Origin of the sequence: Pantoea sp. EKM20T, assembly GCF_011800485.1 — a bacterium.
Classification (GTDB): Bacteria; Pseudomonadota; Gammaproteobacteria; order Enterobacterales; family Enterobacteriaceae; genus Pantoea; species Pantoea agglomerans.
The window spans coordinates 344,579-363,060 of sequence record NZ_JAALFW010000001.1 but is presented as its reverse complement, the minus strand read 5'-3'; the positions used below and the strand labels follow the sequence as shown (position 1 = coordinate 363,060).

The window sequence follows — 18,482 nt, the reverse complement described above, 5'->3', positions numbered from 1 at the left end:
TGGCTGGGGTGCAGGGATTCGAACCCCGGAATGCTGGTATCAGAAACCAGTGCCTTACCGCTTGGCGACACCCCAATAATGGTGTTTTTCAAATTGTCTTTTGTATGGCTGGGGTGCAGGGATTCGAACCCCGGAATGCTGGTATCAGAAACCAGTGCCTTACCGCTTGGCGACACCCCAATTATATGGTGGCTACGACGGGAATCGAACCTGTGACCCCAGCATTATGAGTGCTGTGCTCTAACCAGCTGAGCTACGTAGCCAAATTGTACTGCATTTCAATGATGGCTGGGATACCTGGATTCGAACCAGGGAATGCCGGTATCAAAAACCGGTGCCTTACCGCTTGGCGATATCCCATTCGTCCGTTCTCAGCCTCGAGAATCATCGAAATTGGCTGGGATACCTGGATTCGAACCAGGGAATGCCGGTATCAAAAACCGGTGCCTTACCGCTTGGCGATATCCCATCCACGCTGCCGAATAATGAAATGGTGCGGGAGGCGAGACTTGAACTCGCACACCTTGCGGCGCCAGAACCTAAATCTGGTGCGTCTACCAATTTCGCCACTCCCGCAAAAAAAGATGGTGGCTACGACGGGAATCGAACCTGTGACCCCAGCATTATGAGTGCTGTGCTCTAACCAGCTGAGCTACGTAGCCATCTTTTTTTCGCGTTACCTTCATCGGCGTTGCGGGGCGCATTATGCGGAGTTGACCAGACAGCGTCAACAATTTTTTTACCGTTTTTTGCCAGATAATCGCTGTTTGACTGGCTTATAACCAGCCTGGGTGTTTATTCGGCAATTTTTCAGTGAATACAACGCTAATCGTAAAAAAAATGGGCCGCAGCGGGCCCATCCTGGTTGCTTTCAGCCGGCTTATTTATAGGCTGACTGATGCACACCCACGGCACGACCAGAGGGATCGTCCATGTTTTTAAACGCTTCATCCCATTCAATCGCTTTAGCTGAAGAACAGGCGACCGATGGACCGCCGGGCACACACTCTGCCGCGCTCGCCAGCGGGAACAGCTCTTCAAAGATCTCACGATAGAGATAGGCTTCTTTCGAACCCGGCGTGTTGAACGGGAAGCGGAAGTGAGCGGTAGCCAGCTGCTGATCGCTGATTTGCTTCGCAGCCACTTCTTTCAGTGAGTCGATCCAGCTGTAACCCACGCCATCCGAGAACTGCTCTTTCTGACGCCACGCCACGCTCTCCGGCAGGTAAGAGGAGAAACATTCACGCAGAATGTGCTTCTCCATTTTACCGTTGCTGCCACACATTTTATCGGCCGGGTTAATACGCATCGCCACATCCAGGAATTTTTTATCCAGGAACGGTACGCGGGCTTCAACGCCCCAGGCGGACATCGCTTTGTTGGCACGGGCGCAGTCGAACATATGCAGCGCCTGCAGTTTACGAACGTTTTCTTCGTGGAACTCTTTGGCGTTTGGCGCTTTATGGAAATAGAGATAGCCGCCGAAGACTTCATCTGCGCCTTCGCCCGACAGCACCATCTTAATGCCCATCGCTTTAATTTTACGTGACATTAAGTACATTGGCGTAGAGGCACGAATGGTGGTGACGTCATAGGTTTCAATGTGATAAATCACATCGCGAATGGCATCCAGACCTTCCTGCACGGTGAAATGAATTTCATGGTGTACGGTGCCCAGATGCTCCGCCACCGATTTCGCCGCTTTTAAGTCGGGTGAACCTTCCAGTCCTACCGCGAAGGAGTGCAGCTGTGGCCACCACGCATCACTTTTATCCTGATCTTCAACCCGCTTCGCCGCGTAACGCTTGGTCACGGCTGAAATGATGGAAGAGTCCAGACCGCCTGACAGCAGCACGCCGTAAGGCACATCTGACATCAGGTGGCTTTTCACGGACTCTTCCAGCGCATGTTTCAGGCCAGCGGCGTCGGTGGTGTTGTGCTCAACGTTTTTATATTCCATCCAGTCGCGCTGCCAGTAACGGCGGATCTCGCCATCGGTGCTGGAGAGGTAGCTTCCCGGCGGGAACTCTTTGATTGAACGGCAGGCAGGCACCAGCGCTTTCATTTCTGAAGCAACAAACAGGTTGCCATGCTCATCGTTACCCATATAGAGCGGGATGATGCCGATGTGGTCGCGACCAATCAGGTACGTTTTTTTAACGGTGTCATAGAGGATAAAGGCGAACATGCCTTCCAGCTCATCAAGGAAATCGACACCTTTCTCCTGATAGAGCGCCAGAATCACTTCACAGTCAGAACCGGTCTGAAACGCGTAGCGATCGCTGAGTTCAGCGCGCAGTGCCTGATGGTTATAAATTTCGCCGTTAACTGCCAGTACGTGGGTGTGATCGGCGTTGTACAGCGGCTGTGCGCCATTGTTAACGTCAACAATTGAGAGACGTTCATGCGCCAGAATAGCATGGTCATCGGCGTAGACGCCTGACCAGTCCGGGCCGCGATGACGCATTAAGCGTGAACATTCCAGCGCTTTTTTGCGCAGCTCAACAGGATCGGTTTTCAGATCCAGCACACCAAAAATTGAACACATAACTGACTCCTGAGCTCACCTTACGGCGATGTTTTCTTTTGCGTTTGTCCGGCAGCCTGATGCTGCGTGATACATAAGAAAATGCGCTATTTGGTGCATTCAATGCAAGAGGAATCGTGATTTACTGATAAAAAGATTGCTTGCATGGCAATAAAATTGAATAAACGATAATTTTAAAGCCGGTTCGTTGATGGATCAGCAATAAAATGGCTTTTTCGAGCAGAAATCAGACAGTAAAAGTGGGAGATATAGCGCAAAAAGGGGGGACGCATCACAGATTAGCCGGATGCGTCATAAGAGAAATGAATCAGAACAGGTCGATATCGGCCACAGAAGGGTAGATCCAGTCCGGACGGAACGGCATGGCATCGATATCACTCAGCGTCGAGACGCCGGAGAGCACCAGCACCGTCTCCAGACCCGCCTGAAAACCGGCCAGAATATCGGTTCGCAGATTGTCACCGACAATCACGGTCTCTTCCGAGTGGGCCTGCATTTTGTTCAGCGCGGCGCGCATAATGTAGGGGCTGGGCTTGCCGACAACAAACGGGCGACGGCCTGATATCTTCTCAATACCCGCACAGAGTGCGCCACAGGCAGGAATAAAACCGCGCGCATGAGTATCCGGGTTGGTGGCAATAAAGCGGGCGCCATTAGCCACGAAGAAAGCCGCTTTATGCATCATGTCCCAGTTAAACGAGCGCGTCTCTCCGACAATGACAAAATCGGGATTCACATCGGTAATGGTAAAGCCCGCTTTGTAGAGTTCATGAATCAGTGCGCCCTCACCAATCACATACGCCTTTTTGCCCTCCTGACGGCGCAGGAAGTCGGCGGTTGCCATTGCGGAGGTATAGAAAACGGAGTCGGGCACCTCGACACCGGCCGAGGCAAAGCGGTTAGCCAGATCCTGCTCGGTTTGCGAGGGATAGTTCGTCAGCACCACCAGCGGCATCTCTTTGGCCAGAATGCGCTGTAAAAACTCCTGTGCGCCGGGAACGGCCGTGTTGTCGTGCATCAGCACGCCATCGATATCACAAATTACGCTTTTAATGGTCATAGTCAGATCCGATATGGCCCGCCACAGCAGCGGGTTAGCTTAGTCTTCCAGAAGATGTTGCAGCAGAATGCCGTTAAGCATGGCACGTTTAGCGAGCGCAAAGGCGCCAATAGCGGAACGATGATCCAGGGTGGAACGCACGACCGGCAGATTTTTACGGAAGGCCTCTAATGCCTGAGTATTAATGCAGCCCTCAATCGCGGGCAGCAGCACTTTTTCTGCTTCAGTGATCTCACCCGCCAGCACCACTTTTTGCGGATTAAACAGGTTGATCGCAATCGCAATAGCTTTGCCAAGATAACGGCCAACGTGCTCAACCACTTCGCAGGCCAGTGCATCACCCTGATTGGCCGCTTTGCAGATGTGGGATATCTGGCACGCCTCCAGCGTCAGTACGCTGGGATAGCCCTGATTCAGCAGATGGCGTACCCGATTTTCAATGGCGCCGTTGGCGGCAATGGTTTCAAGGCAGCCAAAGTTGCCGCAGTGACAGCGCTCGCCAAGCGGATCGACCTGAATATGGCCGATCTCGCCAACGTTGCCGTTGCTGCCGAGAAAAATATGGCCGTTGGCAATAATGCCGGCGCCCGTGCCACGGTGTAAACGCACCAGAATTGAGTCAGCACAGTCGCGGCTTGCACCGAAATAGTGCTCAGCCAACGCCAGGCTGCGAATATCATGACCCACAAAACTGGTAACGTTAAAACGTTTTTTCAGACTGGCGACCAGCGGCCAGCGGCTGACAGAGATGTGTGGCATATAGCGGATCACGCCGTTAATCGGATCGACCAGCCCTGGCAGGATCACTGAAATCGCGATCAGCTCGCGAATTTTACGCTGGTGCTGCTCAATGAAGCTGCTGATGGCGTTAAACAGCGCATGTTCCAGCGTCTCCTGGGTGCGTTCCGGCAGCGCATAATCTTCCTGCGCCAGCGATTTACCGCTGAGGTCAAACAGAGTCAGGGTGGCGTCGTTGCGTCCGAGGCGGACGCCGATGGTATGGAAATGGCGGGTTTCAGTGATAATGGAGATGGCGCGGCGACCACCGGTAGACGCCTGCTGGTCTACCTCTTTGATCAGGCCGCGCTCAATCAACTGACGGGTAATTTTGGTGACGCTGGCGGGCGCGAGCTGGCTAAGTTCGGCAATCTGAATGCGCGATATCGGCCCCTGTTGATCAATCAGCCGGTAAACCGCTGCGCTATTGAGTTGCTTAACAAGATCGACATTTCCTATTTGTGACTGGCCGCCAGTGGTCATTCAGTGCTTACTCGCTCAGGACGTCGTCTCCGTTGACAAACGTCTTTATGATTTTAAAGTCGCGCGTAAACACAGTCAGGTTCGCGATTTTTCCTGCTTCGATCGAGCCTGACTGCCTTTCCACGCCCATCGCCCGTGCCGGGTAGAGTGTTGCCATGCGCAACGCTTCGTCCAGTGCGATCCCTGCATGCTCAACGCTGTTTTGTACCGCTTCAATCATCGTCAGGGCAGAACCACTTAATGTGCCGTTTTCGTCGACACAGAGCCCATCGCGATAATAGATTGTTTTGCCTGCAAAAATAAATTCGCTTATGTCCGCGCCAGCCGGTGCAGTGGCATCCGTGACCAGCACCAGTTTGTCGCCTTTGATGCGTTTTGCATTGCGCACGTTAGCGTAATGTACATGTAAACCGTCCGCAATAATGCCGCAGTATACATCAGGCGAATCAAACAGCGCACCGATAAGCCCGGGTTCACGTCCGGCAAAGGTGGGCATGGCGTTGTAGAGGTGCGTCGCGAAACTCACACCAGCAGAAAAGCCCGCTTTAGCCTCTTCATAGGTCGCATTCGAGTGACCGGCTGAGACAATAATCCCGGCATCAGTCAATTGACGAATCACATCGCTACCCGCATTTTCAGGGGCAAGCGTGACTTTGGTGATGACGTCCGCGTTGTTGCACAGGTACTGCACCATCGCCGCATCCGGCAGGCGGATCAGCGCCGGATCGTGGGTGCCTTTTTTCGCTTTGCTCAGCCAGGGCCCTTCCAGATGCAGACCCAGCGCCTGATTCTGATGTTTCTGCAGGTAGGCGCGCATGGTTTCAATCGCCCGCTTCATCAGGGCGTCGCTGCTGGTTATCAGCGTTGGTAAAAAGCTGGTGCAGCCAGACTTTTCATTGGCGCGCTGCATCGTTTCCAGCGTTTCAATGCTGAGCGCCTCAAGGCTGTCATTGAACTGCACGCCACCGCAGCCATTGAGCTGGAGATCGATAAAGCCTGGCGCAATATTCGCCCCCGCCATATCCCGCTGCTCAATATCCGCCGGGAGCGCTTCACGCGGACAGACGCGCGCAATACGCCCATCGGCAACCACCACCGCGTGATTATCCAGAACCTCATGGCCACTGTAGATTCGACCGTTAACTAATGCGTACATCTCTCTTCTCCCGTCCTGGCCTGCTGTCACTCAGCGTAACAGCAGGGCATGACAATGTTCTGTTACACGCCTTTCATATTTTCCGCTTCCATTTCGCGGAAATATTTCACGGTTTTCACTTTCAGTTCCATGGTGGCCGGCTCATCGCACACTACCACCGATTTCGCGTGCAGCTGCAGGCAGCTGATGGTCCACATATGATTAACGTTGCCTTCAACCGCCGCCTGTAATGCCTGCGCTTTAACATGGCCGGTAACCAGAATCATCACTTCCTCTGCATCCAGCAGCGTACCGACGCCGACCGTCAGCGCATATTTAGGCACCTGATCAACGTCACCGTTAAAGAAGCGGGAGTTCGCCACGCGGGTGTCATGGGTCAGGGTTTTAATGCGGGTACGGGAAGCGAGAGAGGAAGCCGGTTCGTTAAAGGCGATATGACCGTCGTTGCCAACGCCGCCCATGAACAGGTGAATTTTACCCAGCGCGCGAATTTTCTCTTCGTACTGACGACATTCTGCGTCAATATCGGGGGCATTACCATTCAGCAGGTTGATATTTTCCGGTTGAATATCAACGTGATCGAAGAAATTTCGATACATGAAGCTGTGATAGCTCTCAGGATGCTCTTTTGGCAGGCCAACATATTCATCCATATTGAATGTCACGACGTTTTTAAAACTGACCTGGCCCGCTTTGTGCATATCAATCAGGTGTTTGTACGCTTCCAGTGGCGTACCGCCGGTTGGCAGACCCAGGACAAAAGGTTTATCCGCCGTCGGGTTAAACGCATTGATACGATTAACAATATGTCGGGCGGCCCATTTTCCCACCTGGGTTGGTGTCGCTAAAGGAATCAGTCTCATGTTTCACCTCAATTGAAAATAGAAAGGGGATGGCTAAGCCGTTGCGTGAGTCACCAATCTGAACAGATGATTCATTGTCGCCATGGCCAGCGCATAATTCAATATTTCGGATCATAAAATAAGTTTACGGTCATAGCCAGATGTTGCCGTATGAAACGATGTTTTTTAGTGATAAAAATCACATTTACCAGGCTTTTAATTTGCGAGGCGAATTAATTTATCATTACACTTCGCTGCGTGATATGAAGTGTATTAACGATCTTTGCAGCTGACATAACAACATTAAGCAGCGCAAAGCGACAAGTCAGGCTCATAGGGGGAAGGGGATATGTTAGGTTACTTACAAAAGGTGGGGCGCGCACTGATGGTGCCGGTAGCAACCCTGCCAGCAGCAGCGATATTAATGGGCGTGGGCTACTGGATCGATCCAGACAGCTGGGGCGCAGGTAATGCGCTGGCGGCATTGCTGATCAAGTCGGGTGCGGCAATCATTGAGCACATGTCGGTGCTGTTTGCGATCGGTATAGCCTACGGCATGTCAAAAGATAAAGATGGTGCCGCTGCCCTGACTGGCTATGTCGGCTTTCTGGTGGTCACCACGCTCTGCTCACCAGCTGCAGTGTCGATGATTCAGAAAATTCCTTTGGATCAGGTGCCAGCAGCCTTTGGCAAAATTGAAAACCAGTTTGTCGGCATCCTTGTCGGTATTCTGTCGGCAGAGGTCTATAACCGCTTCAGCCACGTTGAACTGCCTAAGGCACTCTCTTTCTTCAGCGGACGCCGGCTGGTGCCGATTCTCGTTTCGTTCCTGATGATCTTTGTCGCTTTTATCCTGATGTATATCTGGCCCGTGGTGTTTAATGGTCTGGTTAACTTTGGTGAACATATCCAGAAGCTCGGCTCTGCCGGTGCCGGTATCTACGCCTTCTTTAACCGCCTGCTGATTCCGGTCGGTCTGCATCACGCCCTGAACTCGGTGTTCTGGTTCGATGTTGCGGGCATTAATGACATTCCTAAATTCCTTGGCGGTGCACAGTCACTGGCTGACGGCTCGGCAACTGTCGGCATCACCGGTCGTTATCAGGCGGGCTTCTTCCCGATCATGATGTTTGGTCTGCCGGGTGCTGCGCTGGCTATCTACCACTGTGCGCGTCCTGAGAACCGCGTCAAAGTGGGTAGTATCATGCTGGCCGCGGCGTTTGCTGCCTTCTTTACGGGTATTACCGAACCGCTGGAGTTCTCCTTCATGTTCGTGGCACCCGTGCTTTATCTGATCCACGCCGTCCTGACCGGTATTTCTGTCTTCATCGCTGCCAGCATGCACTGGATTGCCGGATTTGGTTTCAGCGCCGGGCTGGTGGATATGGTGCTGTCGACCCGTAATCCGCTGGCGACACACTGGTACATGCTGATCCCGCAGGGTCTGGTCTTCTTCGTTATCTATTATGTGGTGTTCCGCTTTACCATCAAAAAATTCAACCTGATGACGCCGGGCCGCGAGCTGGCGGTTGATGGTGATGAAACTGATGGTTATGACGTTAACGTTGATAAAACGGATAGCGGTGAAAGTGCCACAGAGTCACTGGCGCGCCGCTACATTGGGGCGATTGGTGGTTCAGCTAACTTAACCAGCATCGATGCCTGTATCACCCGTTTGCGTCTTAACGTGAATGACTCGGCGCAGGTGAATGAGGCGGTTGCTAAGCGTCTTGGCGCGTCCGGCGTAATCCGTCTTAACAAACAGAGCGTGCAGATCATCGTGGGTACCCAGGCAGAAAGCATCGCCTCGGCCATGAAAAAAGTGCTGACCAAAGGTCCGGTCGCTGCAGCGGCTACCAGCAGTGCGCCGGCCGAGCCGGACGTTAAACCGCAGGCGGTGCTGAACAGTGAGAAGCAGGTCATCGCCACGCTGCTGGCGCCGGTCAGCGGTGAAGTCGTGGCGCTGGATGATGTGCCGGATGAAGCCTTTGCGAGCAAAGCGGTGGGTGACGGTCTGGCGATCAAGCCCAGCGACAAATGGGTAGTGGCACCGATTGCCGGTACGCTGGTGAAAATCTTTAACACCAATCATGCCTTCTGTCTGGAAACCGACAATGGCGTGGAGATTGTGGTGCACATGGGGCTGGATACCGTGGCGCTGGAAGGTAAAGGCTTCACCCGTCTGGTTGAAGAGGGGGCCAGCGTGGTCGCCGGTCAGCGAGTACTGGAGATGGACCTTGAATTCCTTAACGCCAATGCCCGCTCAATGGTGAGTCCGGTCGTGGTCAGCAACAGCGACGATTTCGCCGGTCTGACTTTACTGGCACAGGGTCAGGTAATAGCAGGGGAAACCCCGCTGTATGAAGTGAAAGGCTAATCCCCGCAACAGAACCCCACAGGCAGGAAGCGATTCCTGCCTTTTTTGTTTTAAAGGCTTAACAAACGGTTGTTTCCCTCAGACGCTTTGTGGATCATACTCCGTTACTTCGTGGTACAAATCACCCGTTATTCGTATTGAGGATTTTTGAGATGAGTGAGGCTGAAGCCCGCCCAACTAACTTTATTCGTCAGATCATTGACGAAGATTTGGCGAGCGGTAAGCACAGCAGCGTGCATACCCGTTTTCCGCCGGAGCCCAATGGCTATCTGCATATTGGTCATGCGAAATCGATCTGTCTGAATTTTGGCATCGCCCAGGATTACCAGGGGCAATGCAACCTGCGTTTCGACGATACCAATCCGGTTAAAGAGGATATGGAATTCGTTGAATCCATCAAGCGTGACGTTCAGTGGCTGGGTTTTGAGTGGAGCGGTGAGGTCTGTTACTCATCAAACTATTTCGATCAGCTCTACAACTATGCCATCGAGCTGATTTCCAAAGGACTGGCCTACGTTGATGAACTGAGTCCGGATGAGATTCGTGAATATCGCGGCACCCTGAAAGAGCCGGGTAAAAACAGCCCTTATCGCGATCGCAGCGTGGAAGAGAATCTGGCGCTGTTTGAGAAGATGCGAAACGGTGAGTTTGCCGAAGGCACCGCCTGTCTGCGCGCCAAAATCGACATGGCCTCTAATTTCATCGTGATGCGCGATCCGGTGCTTTACCGCATCAAGTTTGCGGAACACCACCAGACCGGCAATAAGTGGTGCATCTACCCGATGTATGACTTTACCCACTGCATCTCCGATGCGCTGGAAGGCATTACGCACTCGCTCTGTACGCTGGAGTTTCAGGACAACCGCCGTCTCTATGACTGGGTGCTGGACAACATCACTATTCCGGTTCATCCGCGTCAGTATGAATTCTCGCGCCTGAATCTGGAGTATGCGGTGATGTCGAAACGTAAACTCACTCAGCTGGTGACCGAGAAGCACGTAGAAGGGTGGGACGATCCGCGCATGCTGACTGTTTCAGGTCTGCGTCGCCGTGGTTACACCGCCGCGTCTATCCGTGAGTTCTGTCGTCGTATTGGCGTGACCAAGCAGGATAACATCGTGGAGATGGCCTCGCTGGAGTCCTGTATCCGTGATGATCTTAACGAGAATGCGCCCCGCGCCATGGCGGTTTTAGATCCGCTTAAAGTGGTGATCGAAAACCTGCCAGCAGGCCATAGCGAAATCGTCACCATGCCAAATCATCCGGGTAAACCGGAGATGGGCACGCGTGAAGTGCCGTTCAGCCGCGAGATCTGGATCGATCGCGCGGATTTCCGTGAAGAGGCGAACAAACAATATAAGCGTCTGGTGCTGGGCAAAGAAGTCCGCCTGCGTAACGCCTATGTGATTCGTGCTGAGCGGGTCGCCAAAGATGAAGCGGGCAACATTACCTGCATCTACTGCACCAGCGATGTTGATACGCTGAGCAAAGATCCAGCCGATGGCCGCAAAGTCAAAGGCGTGATTCACTGGGTTTCTGCGGATCACGCGCAGCCAGCTGAGTTCCGCCTGTATGACCGTCTGTTCAGTGTGCCAAACCCGGCTGCTGCAGAGGACTTCCTGGCGGTCATTAATCCTGAATCACTGACGATCAAAAACGGCTTTGTTGAACCCAGCCTGCGCGATGTGGAACCGACAACACCGTTTCAGTTTGAACGTGAAGGTTATTTCTGCGCCGACAGCGTTTACTCGAAACCGACGCAACTGGTGTTTAACCGCACCGTCGGTCTTCGTGATACCTGGACCAAAACGGGCGAATAAATTTTTTGGGGCTGACCTCATAAAATGACAAAAGGGCGATTTATCGCCCTTTTTTATTGCCCCGATTTTTACCATCGCCGACGTTTATTCTGCACTAACCACAACCGGTTCAATACCGCCTTGTGGGAGTAATCTGAGTTTAAAAAAATTAATCAATTTCAGGATGTGAATTGTCAGCTTTCAGGTAGGCTATCCGCTCTCAGAGGTTGCAAAGCGGGTTACAGAAGGAAAAAAAATGACAGTTCTCGCCCAGGAAGCCAAACACAGTGTCGTCGTTTTACATCAGCTCATTGAACGTATTTTTAATCAGCCAGCCGGATCTGACGACAGTTTCCAGCTGCTGATGTCCTATTTTCATCCTGAATTTCGCATGGTGACCCCAAAGGGCAAAGAGTACAATCTGAACGAGGTCGAGGATCTTTTCCAGCAGTTACAAGGGCAGCGGGAAGGGATGCGCATTGCCACCTGTGAACATGTCATTCTCTCTCATCATGAAAAAGAGATCGTCGTACAGTATCGCGAAATGCAGATGATGAACGGCAATAACCAGAGCCGCATTTCGCTGGCCATTCTGGATTGCAGCAGCTCCATTCCACGCTGGCGCTATCTGCAGGAGACGCTGGTCGCCTGAGGTGAGGGCAGAAAACAGACGAAAAAAAACCGGTGAATTCACCGGTTTTTTTATTTCAGGCCGCGCCAGCGTTACTGGTCGTGCAGCGTTTCGTCTTCACGGCAATCGCCCAGCGTACAGTGTCCATAGAGATAGAGGCTGTGGTTGGTCAGCTTGATGCCATGGCGGGTCGCGATTTCACGCTGACGCGTTTCAATCGATTCGTCGCTGAACTCGATAACCTTGCCGCAATCCAGGCAGATCAGGTGATCGTGGTGATGCTGCTGCGTCAGTTCGAAGACAGACTTGCCGCCTTCAAAGTTGTGACGAGTCACAATACCGGCATCATCAAACTGGTTCAGAACACGGTAAACGGTCGCCAGGCCAATCTCTTCGCCAATGTCGATCAGGCGTTTATACAAATCTTCCGCACTGACGTGATGGCACTCAGGTTCCTGAAGCACTTCCAGAATTTTCAGTCTGGGCAGCGTTACTTTCAGGCCAGCCTTCTTTAATGCGGTGTTGTTGTCAGTCATGCGGATTTTGTCCTGTTACTAATATTCACTTTTGTGGCTTATCGCCTTGAATGTCGATCTGTGCTCATTCTCATTTGCGTCTCATTATAGAACTGAAGCGATGAAATGAAAACCAGAGGGCGTGTCTGAATCATCATGGGCTATTGGGGATTCGTCACCGGGCCGGGGAAGATTCTGACAGAGGTCTGTTAGCACATCACTTAGTCTTGCCGCCTGAGAAAATAAGCGGAAGATCGATGCGGGTATTCTACAGATTAAACGGAGAAAGTTAAAAAAATGTGGCTATTATTTCTATAGGCATTTTCATTGCCTCAATGTGAGCTGGCGCTCACATTGAGTCGGGCAGGATCAGGCTTCGATGATCTCTTTCAGCTGCAGTTCATCAAAAATCTGCTTAACCCATTGGTCAACACGCTGGCTGGTCAGCTCAGGCTGGCGATCTTCGTCAATGGCCAGGCCCAGGAAGTGGGTGTCATCGGCCAGGCCTTTCGAGGCTTCGAAGTGGTAGCCTTCAGTTGGCCAGTGTCCGACAATCACGGCACCGTGCGGTTCGATAATGTCGCGAATCGTGCCCATGGCATCACAGAAATACTCTGCGTAATCTTCCTGGTCGCCACAGCCAAACAGCGCAACCAGCTTGCCGTTAAAATCGATCTCTTCCAGCGTCGGGAAAAAGTCATCCCAGTCGCACTGTGCTTCGCCGTAGTACCAGGTCGGAATACCCAGCAGCAGGATATCGAACGCTTCCAGATCTTCTTTTGTGCTTTTTGCGATGTCATGGACTTCTGCAACATCTGTACCCAGCTGTTTCTGGATCATTTTTGCAATGTTTTCGGTATTGCCGGTATCGCTGCCGAAGAAGATGCCTACGAGTGCCATGAGTAAAATAACCTCTTAAATCCTGATGATGAGATGTGTGCCGCAGCACATTTCAGCGAATAATAGCAGACGAGAGAAAACCGGTGAACGGTTAAAGCCCCGACATTTGCCTCTGCGTGCGATTTGCCCGCATTAATCCAGTTTGAGCTGTGCCAGTAGCATCTGTTCAATCAGTTCGCTACGGCTGAGATTGCGCTGTTCTGCCAGCGTATTGAGTGCATCGACGGCGTCACTGTTCATTTTCAGTTCGACACGACGAAGTCCGCGTCCTTTGTCACGTTTCAGTTGATTGCGCTTGTTAATGCGCAGCTGTTCATCACGCGAAAGCGGACTGGTTTTGGGTCGACCAGGGCGGCGCTCATCAGCAAAGAGATCGAGCGTCGTGCGGTCAGTCTGTTCTTTTGCCATGGCTTAGTAAAACTGAATGGGGGCGGGCGCCAGACACTCACCGCGCAGATTATAAATTATTGGCCATTGCCGCAGCAAAACTGACCCGCGGCAAAATTTTAGCGCGCCATCATACTTCACGCTTACGCCGGACGCCAATCCTAAACCTTTGCCGCCATCTATTTGCTTTTAAAGCGCAAAAAAGCGACGGACACTGCGCAAAACGGCATCAGGTTTCTCTGCATGAACCCAGTGTCCTGCGCCACCGATCACATGCGCCTGAGCGGCCGGGAACTGCTGCAGCAACGCATCGCGATAGCTGTTATCCAGGTAGCTGGAGTCGCCGCCGCGAATAAACAGCGCCGGGTGATTCCAGGCGGGAACCGGCTGCCAGCCAGATATCGTGGTGTAGTTATCCCACAGCACCGGAACGTTGAAGCGCCACTCCCCCTCCTGGAAGGATTTCAGCAGGAACTGGATCACCCCTTCTTCCTCTATCAGCGTTCGCATGACCTTCGCCGCCTCGCTGCGGGATGAGACGCCCGCATCGGTGACGGCACGAATGCCGGCAAATATCTGGTCATGACGGCGCGTCTGGTAATCCACCGGGGCGATATCGATCATCACCAGGCGCTCAATGCGTTCCGGCACCAGCGCGCTCATGGTCATGGCGATTTTACCGCCCATCGAGTGTCCGATCACCGCGACGCGATCAATGCCATGTGCATCCAGTGTTTCGACCATATCCTGCGCCATTACAGCGTAGTTCATCTCGTCAGATCGTGGTGAAAGTCCGTGGTTGCGGACATCTACCTGCAGCAACGGACCGGCATCTTTCAGCCCGCGCGCCAGCACGCCAAGGTTATCGAGACTGCCAAACAGACCGTGAATAAGCAGGATGGGCAGAGAATCAGCAGGGGATTGTTCAGTTTGCAGACGGGCGTTCAAAATCATAGCAAAGTTCTTAAGTTTGAGACCTGAGCTTAGGTTATCATGGTTTCACCTTTTCAGGCGCGCCGGTTCCGGCGGCATTAGGACATATTCTGACTTTTGCCCGTAAACCGTTTGATTGCTAACAACCCGCCTGACTTTAACTTTATAATCCTGATGTTAGAACCCACACACCCTTTGAATTGCCTGACTATACTCAGAGCTTTTCAGGAAACAGGTGGTTCTGTCATGAGAAAGAACCGTACGGAATAAGATGAAAACGATCGAAGTTGACGAAGAGCTCTACCGTTATATTGCCAGCCACACGCAACACATTGGTGAAAGCGCATCCGACATTCTGCGTCGTATGCTGAAGTTCACGGCCGGTCAGACTGCACCCGCTTCGCCTGCACAGCCAGCCTCAAAAGATGCAGCGAAAGAGTCCCAGCCTGCGTCTGTGGGTTCGCGCCCGCAGGATCGTGTCCGCGCGGTGCGCGAGCTGCTGCTTTCCGATGAATATGCGGAGCAGAAGCGGGCGGTGAATCGCTTTATGCTTATCTTGTCAACGCTCTATCGTCTTGATACCGCAGCCTTTGCTGAAGCTACTGCATCTCTGCAGGGCCGCACCCGCGTCTATTTTGCAGGTGATGAGCATACGCTGTTGCAGAATGGCACCCATACTAAGCCGAAGCATGTGCCCGGCACGCCGTACTGGGTGATCACCAACACCAATACTGGTCGTAAATGCAGCATGATCGAACACATCATGCTCTCGATGCAGTTCCCTGCGGAACTGACCGAGAAAGTTTGCGGCACCATTTAAAACTTAAGCGTCAGGGAGCAGCGCCAATGGCCAATCACCCACGTGCCGGGCAACCCGCCCAGCAGAGCGATTTGATTAACGTTGCACAATTAACGTCACAATATTATGTCCTGCAGCCCGATGTGGCGAACCCGGAACATGCGGTGAAATTTGGCACTTCCGGCCATCGCGGCAGTGCAGGGCGTCAAAGCTTCAACGAGATGCACATTCTGGCGATCGCTCAGGCGATTGCCGAAGAGCGTAAAAAGAATGGTATCACCGGGCCTTGCTACGTCGGTAAAGACACCCATGCGCTGTCAGAACCCGCCATCCTGTCTGTTCTGGAAGTGCTGGCGGCGAACGGCGTTGATGTGATTGTGCAGCAGGATAATGGCTATACGCCGACCCCTGCGATCTCGAATGCGATTCTTGAGCACAACAAAGCGGGTGGCGCGCTGGCTGACGGCATCGTGATTACGCCGTCGCATAATCCACCAGAAGATGGCGGCATCAAGTACAACCCACCTAACGGCGGACCTGCTGATACCAACGTCACCAAAGTGGTTGAAGATCGTGCCAATCAGCTGATCAAAGATGGCCTGAAAGAGGTGAAACGTCTGCCGCTGGAGCAGGCGATGGCCAGCGGTCATGTGGTCGAGAAAGATCTGATCCAGCCTTATGTTGAAGGCCTGGCAGAGATTATCGACTTCCCGGCGATTCAGAAAGCGGGCCTGAAGCTGGGTGTGGATCCACTGGGTGGTTCCGGTATTGCTTACTGGCAGCGTATTGCTGAGCACTACAAGCTGGATCTGACGCTGGTGAATGACGCGGTCGATCAGACCTTCCGCTTTATGCATCTGGATAAAGATGGCGTGGTCCGCATGGACTGCTCGTCTGAAAGCGCAATGGCAGGCCTGCTGGCTTACCGTGACAAGTTCGATCTGGCGTTCGGCAACGATCCCGATTATGACCGTCACGGCATTGTGACTCCGGCGGGTCTGATGAATCCAAACCACTATCTGGCGGTGGCGATCAACTATCTGTTCCAGCACCGCCCACAGTGGGGTCAGGATGTTGCCGTGGGTAAAACCCTGGTCTCCAGCGCCATGATTGACCGTGTGGTCAACGACATTGGTCGCAAGCTGGTGGAAGTGCCGGTGGGTTTCAAATGGTTTGTTGATGGTCTGTATGACGGCAGCTTTGGTTTTGGTGGCGAAGAGAGCGCAGGCGCTTCTTTCCTGCGTTTCGACGGTACGCCGTGGTCTACGGACAAAGATGGCATCATCATGTGTCTGCTGGCCGCTGAAATTACTGCCGTGACCGGTAAAAACCCGCAGCAGCACTATGACGAACTGGCAGCGCGCTTTGGCGCACCAAGCTACAACCGTCTGCAGGCATCAGCCACCTCAGCGCAGAAAGCCGCGCTGTCGAAGCTGTCACCGGAGATGGTCAGCGCTGATACCCTGGCGGGTGATCCTATCACCGCTCGTCTGACTGCCGCGCCAGGTAATGGTGCATCTATCGGCGGTCTGAAAGTGATGACGGAGAATGGCTGGTTTGCTGCCCGTCCTTCAGGCACCGAAGACGCTTACAAAATCTACTGTGAAAGCTTCCTGGGCGCTGAACACCGCGCGCAGATTGAGAAAGAAGCCGTTGAGATTGTCAGCGAAGTGCTGAAAAACGCCTGATTAGTCGGGCAGATAAAGAGGCGCATCGCGCGCCTCAGACTGCTGGTAAAGCGCGGCCTTCATCGCTGTGAGGCCGTGTAGCTAGCTCAGGAAACGCGGCCAGATCGGAAAGACGCAAAAGCCGTCATCCATGACACGCTCGGCCCACGCGATTACGCACCTCATCCCTGAGGTGCGCCCGTTGCCGGGCCAACGCGTTGCGTTGTTCAAAAACGCTCCCGGCGTTTTTGTCCCTGCCGTGGGACGCTTTCCTCTTCTGGCCGTGTTCCCTGCGCTTTGAATTTATTCATTGCGGTGAGATTCACAGGATTTGGCTTTATCAGCACTCTGAAGGCGCCTCTGGCGCCTTTTTTTATGGCATAAAGCGATAGCCGATCCCGGTTTCCGTCAGCAGATGAGCCGGTTGTGTCGGATTGGCTTCCAGTTTCTGGCGCAGATGTCCCATATAGATGCGCAAGTAATGGCTGTGCTCCACCGCATTGGGTCCCCAGACCTGGCTCAGCAACTGCCGCTGCGTCAGCACCTTACCGGCATTGTTCAGCAGAATACTCAACAGACGAAATTCAATCGGGGTAAGGTGAATCTCGCTGCTGCCGCGCTGTACCCGTCGTGCGGCGAAATCGACGCTGACGTCGGCAAACGTCACTCTGGCATCCGGCTGCTGGCCACTATGACGACGCAGCGCAACCCGGACGCGCGCCAGCAGTTCGCCAATGCCAAAGGGTTTGGTCAGATAGTCATCTGCTCCCGCATCCAGTGCGGCGATCTTATCCTGCTCATCGCTGCGCGCTGACAGCACAATCACCGGTATGGCGCTCCACTGGCGCAGGTCACGAATGAAATCGGTGCCATCTCCATCCGGCAGACCCAGATCCAGGATCACTAAGTCCGGCTTGCGGGTCGCCGCTTCAATCAGTCCGCGTTGCAGTGTATCGGCATCAAACACCTTAAGGGCTTCATTTTCCAGCGCCAGCCGGACAAAGCGCCGGATCTCTTTTTCATCTTCAACGATCAAAACCGTGGTCACGCAATACCTGCCTTGAGTGGGGACCGAAGCGCTACTTTATCAACATTTTATGCTGGCGTCCGCGACCATAATCTGTCGGCCCTTTCAACGCTAACGCAACCAAGCGGTAACCTTTTTGTAACTTAATTACAGGTTAATTCTTAAACAGCAAAAATAGCAGCAAATAAGTGGTCAGATGAGTAGTAAAATTACACAACCTGGCGTAAAGTTGAACACAGATCACATTCACACTTTTTCACTTACCGGGAGGAGAAACCATGTATCGGGCTTATCCACGTTATAAAATTATTGCGCGACGTACGCTGGTGGTTCTTCTCGGCGTACTGGCGCTTCCTGTTATGCTGTTTCGACAGGATCGGGCACGTTTCTACAGCTATCTGCACCGCGTCTGGTGTAAGACCAGCGCCAAGCCGGTCTGGCTGGCGCAGGCGGAAGCGGGTGGTGGCGCGTTCTGGTGATTTCCCCTGCCGCAAAACAGGCCTGGTCAACTGACCGGGCTTTTTTTTGCGTTTTTTCTGAGAATAAGCGATCCGGAATCCCGTTTTAACCCTTTATTCCTG

The 18,482-nt window shown here is 53.0% G+C and carries 16 protein-coding genes and 7 tRNA genes; 6 read left to right on the top strand and 17 right to left on the bottom strand.

What is annotated here, in order from left to right; translation table 11 throughout:
* The 12 genes from HFD94_RS01735 to nagB all read right to left on the bottom strand — a co-directional run bounded on the left by HFD94_RS01735 (position 1) and on the right by nagB (position 6,887).
* Positions 1-75 (bottom strand) — tRNA-Gln (locus HFD94_RS01735).
* 30 nt (positions 76-105) lie between these two features.
* Positions 106-180, bottom strand: a tRNA-Gln gene (locus tag HFD94_RS01730).
* Positions 181-186: 6 nt separating this feature from the next.
* Positions 187-263, bottom strand: a tRNA-Met gene (locus HFD94_RS01725).
* Between the two features lie 22 nt (positions 264-285).
* A tRNA-Gln gene (locus HFD94_RS01720) sits at positions 286-360 on the bottom strand.
* A 34-nt stretch (positions 361-394) separates the two neighbouring features.
* A tRNA-Gln gene (locus HFD94_RS01715) sits at positions 395-469 on the bottom strand.
* A 22-nt stretch (positions 470-491) separates the two neighbouring features.
* Positions 492-576: transfer RNA gene (locus HFD94_RS01710), tRNA-Leu, on the bottom strand.
* Positions 577-585: 9 nt separating this feature from the next.
* A tRNA-Met gene (locus tag HFD94_RS01705) sits at positions 586-662 on the bottom strand.
* A gap of 218 nt (positions 663-880) precedes the next feature.
* Positions 881-2,548: an asparagine synthase B gene (asnB, locus tag HFD94_RS01700; protein WP_010671283.1), complete on the bottom strand. Its 1,668-nt coding sequence runs from the start codon at positions 2,546-2,548 to the stop codon at positions 881-883.
* 307 nt (positions 2,549-2,855) lie between these two features.
* On the bottom strand, positions 2,856-3,608 hold the full coding sequence (locus HFD94_RS01695) for an HAD-IIA family hydrolase (protein WP_010260664.1): 753 nt from the start codon (positions 3,606-3,608) through the stop codon (positions 2,856-2,858).
* A gap of 39 nt (positions 3,609-3,647) precedes the next feature.
* Positions 3,648-4,868: an N-acetylglucosamine repressor gene (locus tag HFD94_RS01690; RefSeq protein ID WP_010260667.1), complete on the bottom strand. Its 1,221-nt coding sequence runs from the start codon at positions 4,866-4,868 to the stop codon at positions 3,648-3,650.
* A 7-nt stretch (positions 4,869-4,875) separates the two neighbouring features.
* Complete coding sequence (gene nagA / locus HFD94_RS01685) at positions 4,876-6,024, bottom strand: N-acetylglucosamine-6-phosphate deacetylase (RefSeq protein WP_167432720.1); 1,149 nt, start codon at positions 6,022-6,024, stop codon at positions 4,876-4,878.
* Between the two features lie 62 nt (positions 6,025-6,086).
* Complete coding sequence (nagB, locus tag HFD94_RS01680; protein ID WP_010260676.1) at positions 6,087-6,887, bottom strand: glucosamine-6-phosphate deaminase; 801 nt, start codon at positions 6,885-6,887, stop codon at positions 6,087-6,089.
* A 328-nt stretch (positions 6,888-7,215) separates the two neighbouring features.
* Between nagB and nagE the strand changes: the two genes are divergently transcribed.
* The 3 genes from nagE (at position 7,216) to HFD94_RS01665 (ending at position 11,694) form a co-directional block, all read left to right on the top strand.
* Positions 7,216-9,243, top strand: a complete 2,028-nt coding sequence (gene nagE / locus HFD94_RS01675; RefSeq protein WP_033771135.1) for an N-acetylglucosamine-specific PTS transporter subunit IIBC — start codon at positions 7,216-7,218, stop codon at positions 9,241-9,243.
* A gap of 152 nt (positions 9,244-9,395) precedes the next feature.
* A complete protein-coding gene (gene glnS, locus HFD94_RS01670; protein ID WP_010671287.1) occupies positions 9,396-11,063 on the top strand; it encodes a glutamine--tRNA ligase in 1,668 nt (555 codons plus the stop codon).
* Between the two features lie 235 nt (positions 11,064-11,298).
* Complete coding sequence (locus tag HFD94_RS01665) at positions 11,299-11,694, top strand: hypothetical protein (RefSeq protein ID WP_010260686.1); 396 nt, start codon at positions 11,299-11,301, stop codon at positions 11,692-11,694.
* A gap of 71 nt (positions 11,695-11,765) precedes the next feature.
* Here HFD94_RS01665 and fur read toward each other — a convergent pair whose 3' ends face one another.
* The 4 genes from fur to ybfF form a co-directional block, all read right to left on the bottom strand.
* The gene (fur, locus tag HFD94_RS01660; protein WP_009091454.1) at positions 11,766-12,209 is read right to left on the bottom strand and encodes a ferric iron uptake transcriptional regulator; all 444 of its coding nucleotides are present in this window, start codon (positions 12,207-12,209) and stop codon (positions 11,766-11,768) included.
* Between the two features lie 348 nt (positions 12,210-12,557).
* On the bottom strand, positions 12,558-13,088 hold the full coding sequence (fldA, locus tag HFD94_RS01655; protein WP_010260687.1) for a flavodoxin FldA: 531 nt from the start codon (positions 13,086-13,088) through the stop codon (positions 12,558-12,560).
* 132 nt (positions 13,089-13,220) lie between these two features.
* On the bottom strand, positions 13,221-13,496 hold the full coding sequence (gene ybfE / locus HFD94_RS01650; protein ID WP_010260688.1) for a LexA regulated protein: 276 nt from the start codon (positions 13,494-13,496) through the stop codon (positions 13,221-13,223).
* 168 nt (positions 13,497-13,664) lie between these two features.
* Complete coding sequence (ybfF, locus tag HFD94_RS01645; RefSeq protein WP_033766681.1) at positions 13,665-14,429, bottom strand: esterase; 765 nt, start codon at positions 14,427-14,429, stop codon at positions 13,665-13,667.
* A gap of 250 nt (positions 14,430-14,679) precedes the next feature.
* On the opposite strand from ybfF, the gene seqA reads away from it, so the two are divergent.
* Together seqA and pgm are read left to right on the top strand one after the other, a co-directional pair.
* Entirely contained in the window at positions 14,680-15,228 is a 549-nt protein-coding gene (seqA, locus tag HFD94_RS01640; protein WP_010260690.1) for a replication initiation negative regulator SeqA, read from the top strand.
* 26 nt (positions 15,229-15,254) lie between these two features.
* Entirely contained in the window at positions 15,255-16,895 is a 1,641-nt protein-coding gene (gene pgm, locus HFD94_RS01635) for a phosphoglucomutase (alpha-D-glucose-1,6-bisphosphate-dependent) (RefSeq protein ID WP_031592218.1), read from the top strand.
* 352 nt (positions 16,896-17,247) lie between these two features.
* Here the strand turns inward: pgm and kdpE are convergent, their stop codons facing one another.
* The gene (gene kdpE, locus HFD94_RS01630; RefSeq protein ID WP_010260694.1) at positions 17,248-17,922 is read right to left on the bottom strand and encodes a two-component system response regulator KdpE; all 675 of its coding nucleotides are present in this window, start codon (positions 17,920-17,922) and stop codon (positions 17,248-17,250) included.
* Between the two features lie 257 nt (positions 17,923-18,179).
* Between kdpE and HFD94_RS01625 the strand changes: the two genes are divergently transcribed.
* Complete coding sequence (locus HFD94_RS01625) at positions 18,180-18,380, top strand: DUF2517 family protein (RefSeq protein WP_010671290.1); 201 nt, start codon at positions 18,180-18,182, stop codon at positions 18,378-18,380.
* The last annotated feature ends 102 nt before the right edge of the window (positions 18,381-18,482 follow it).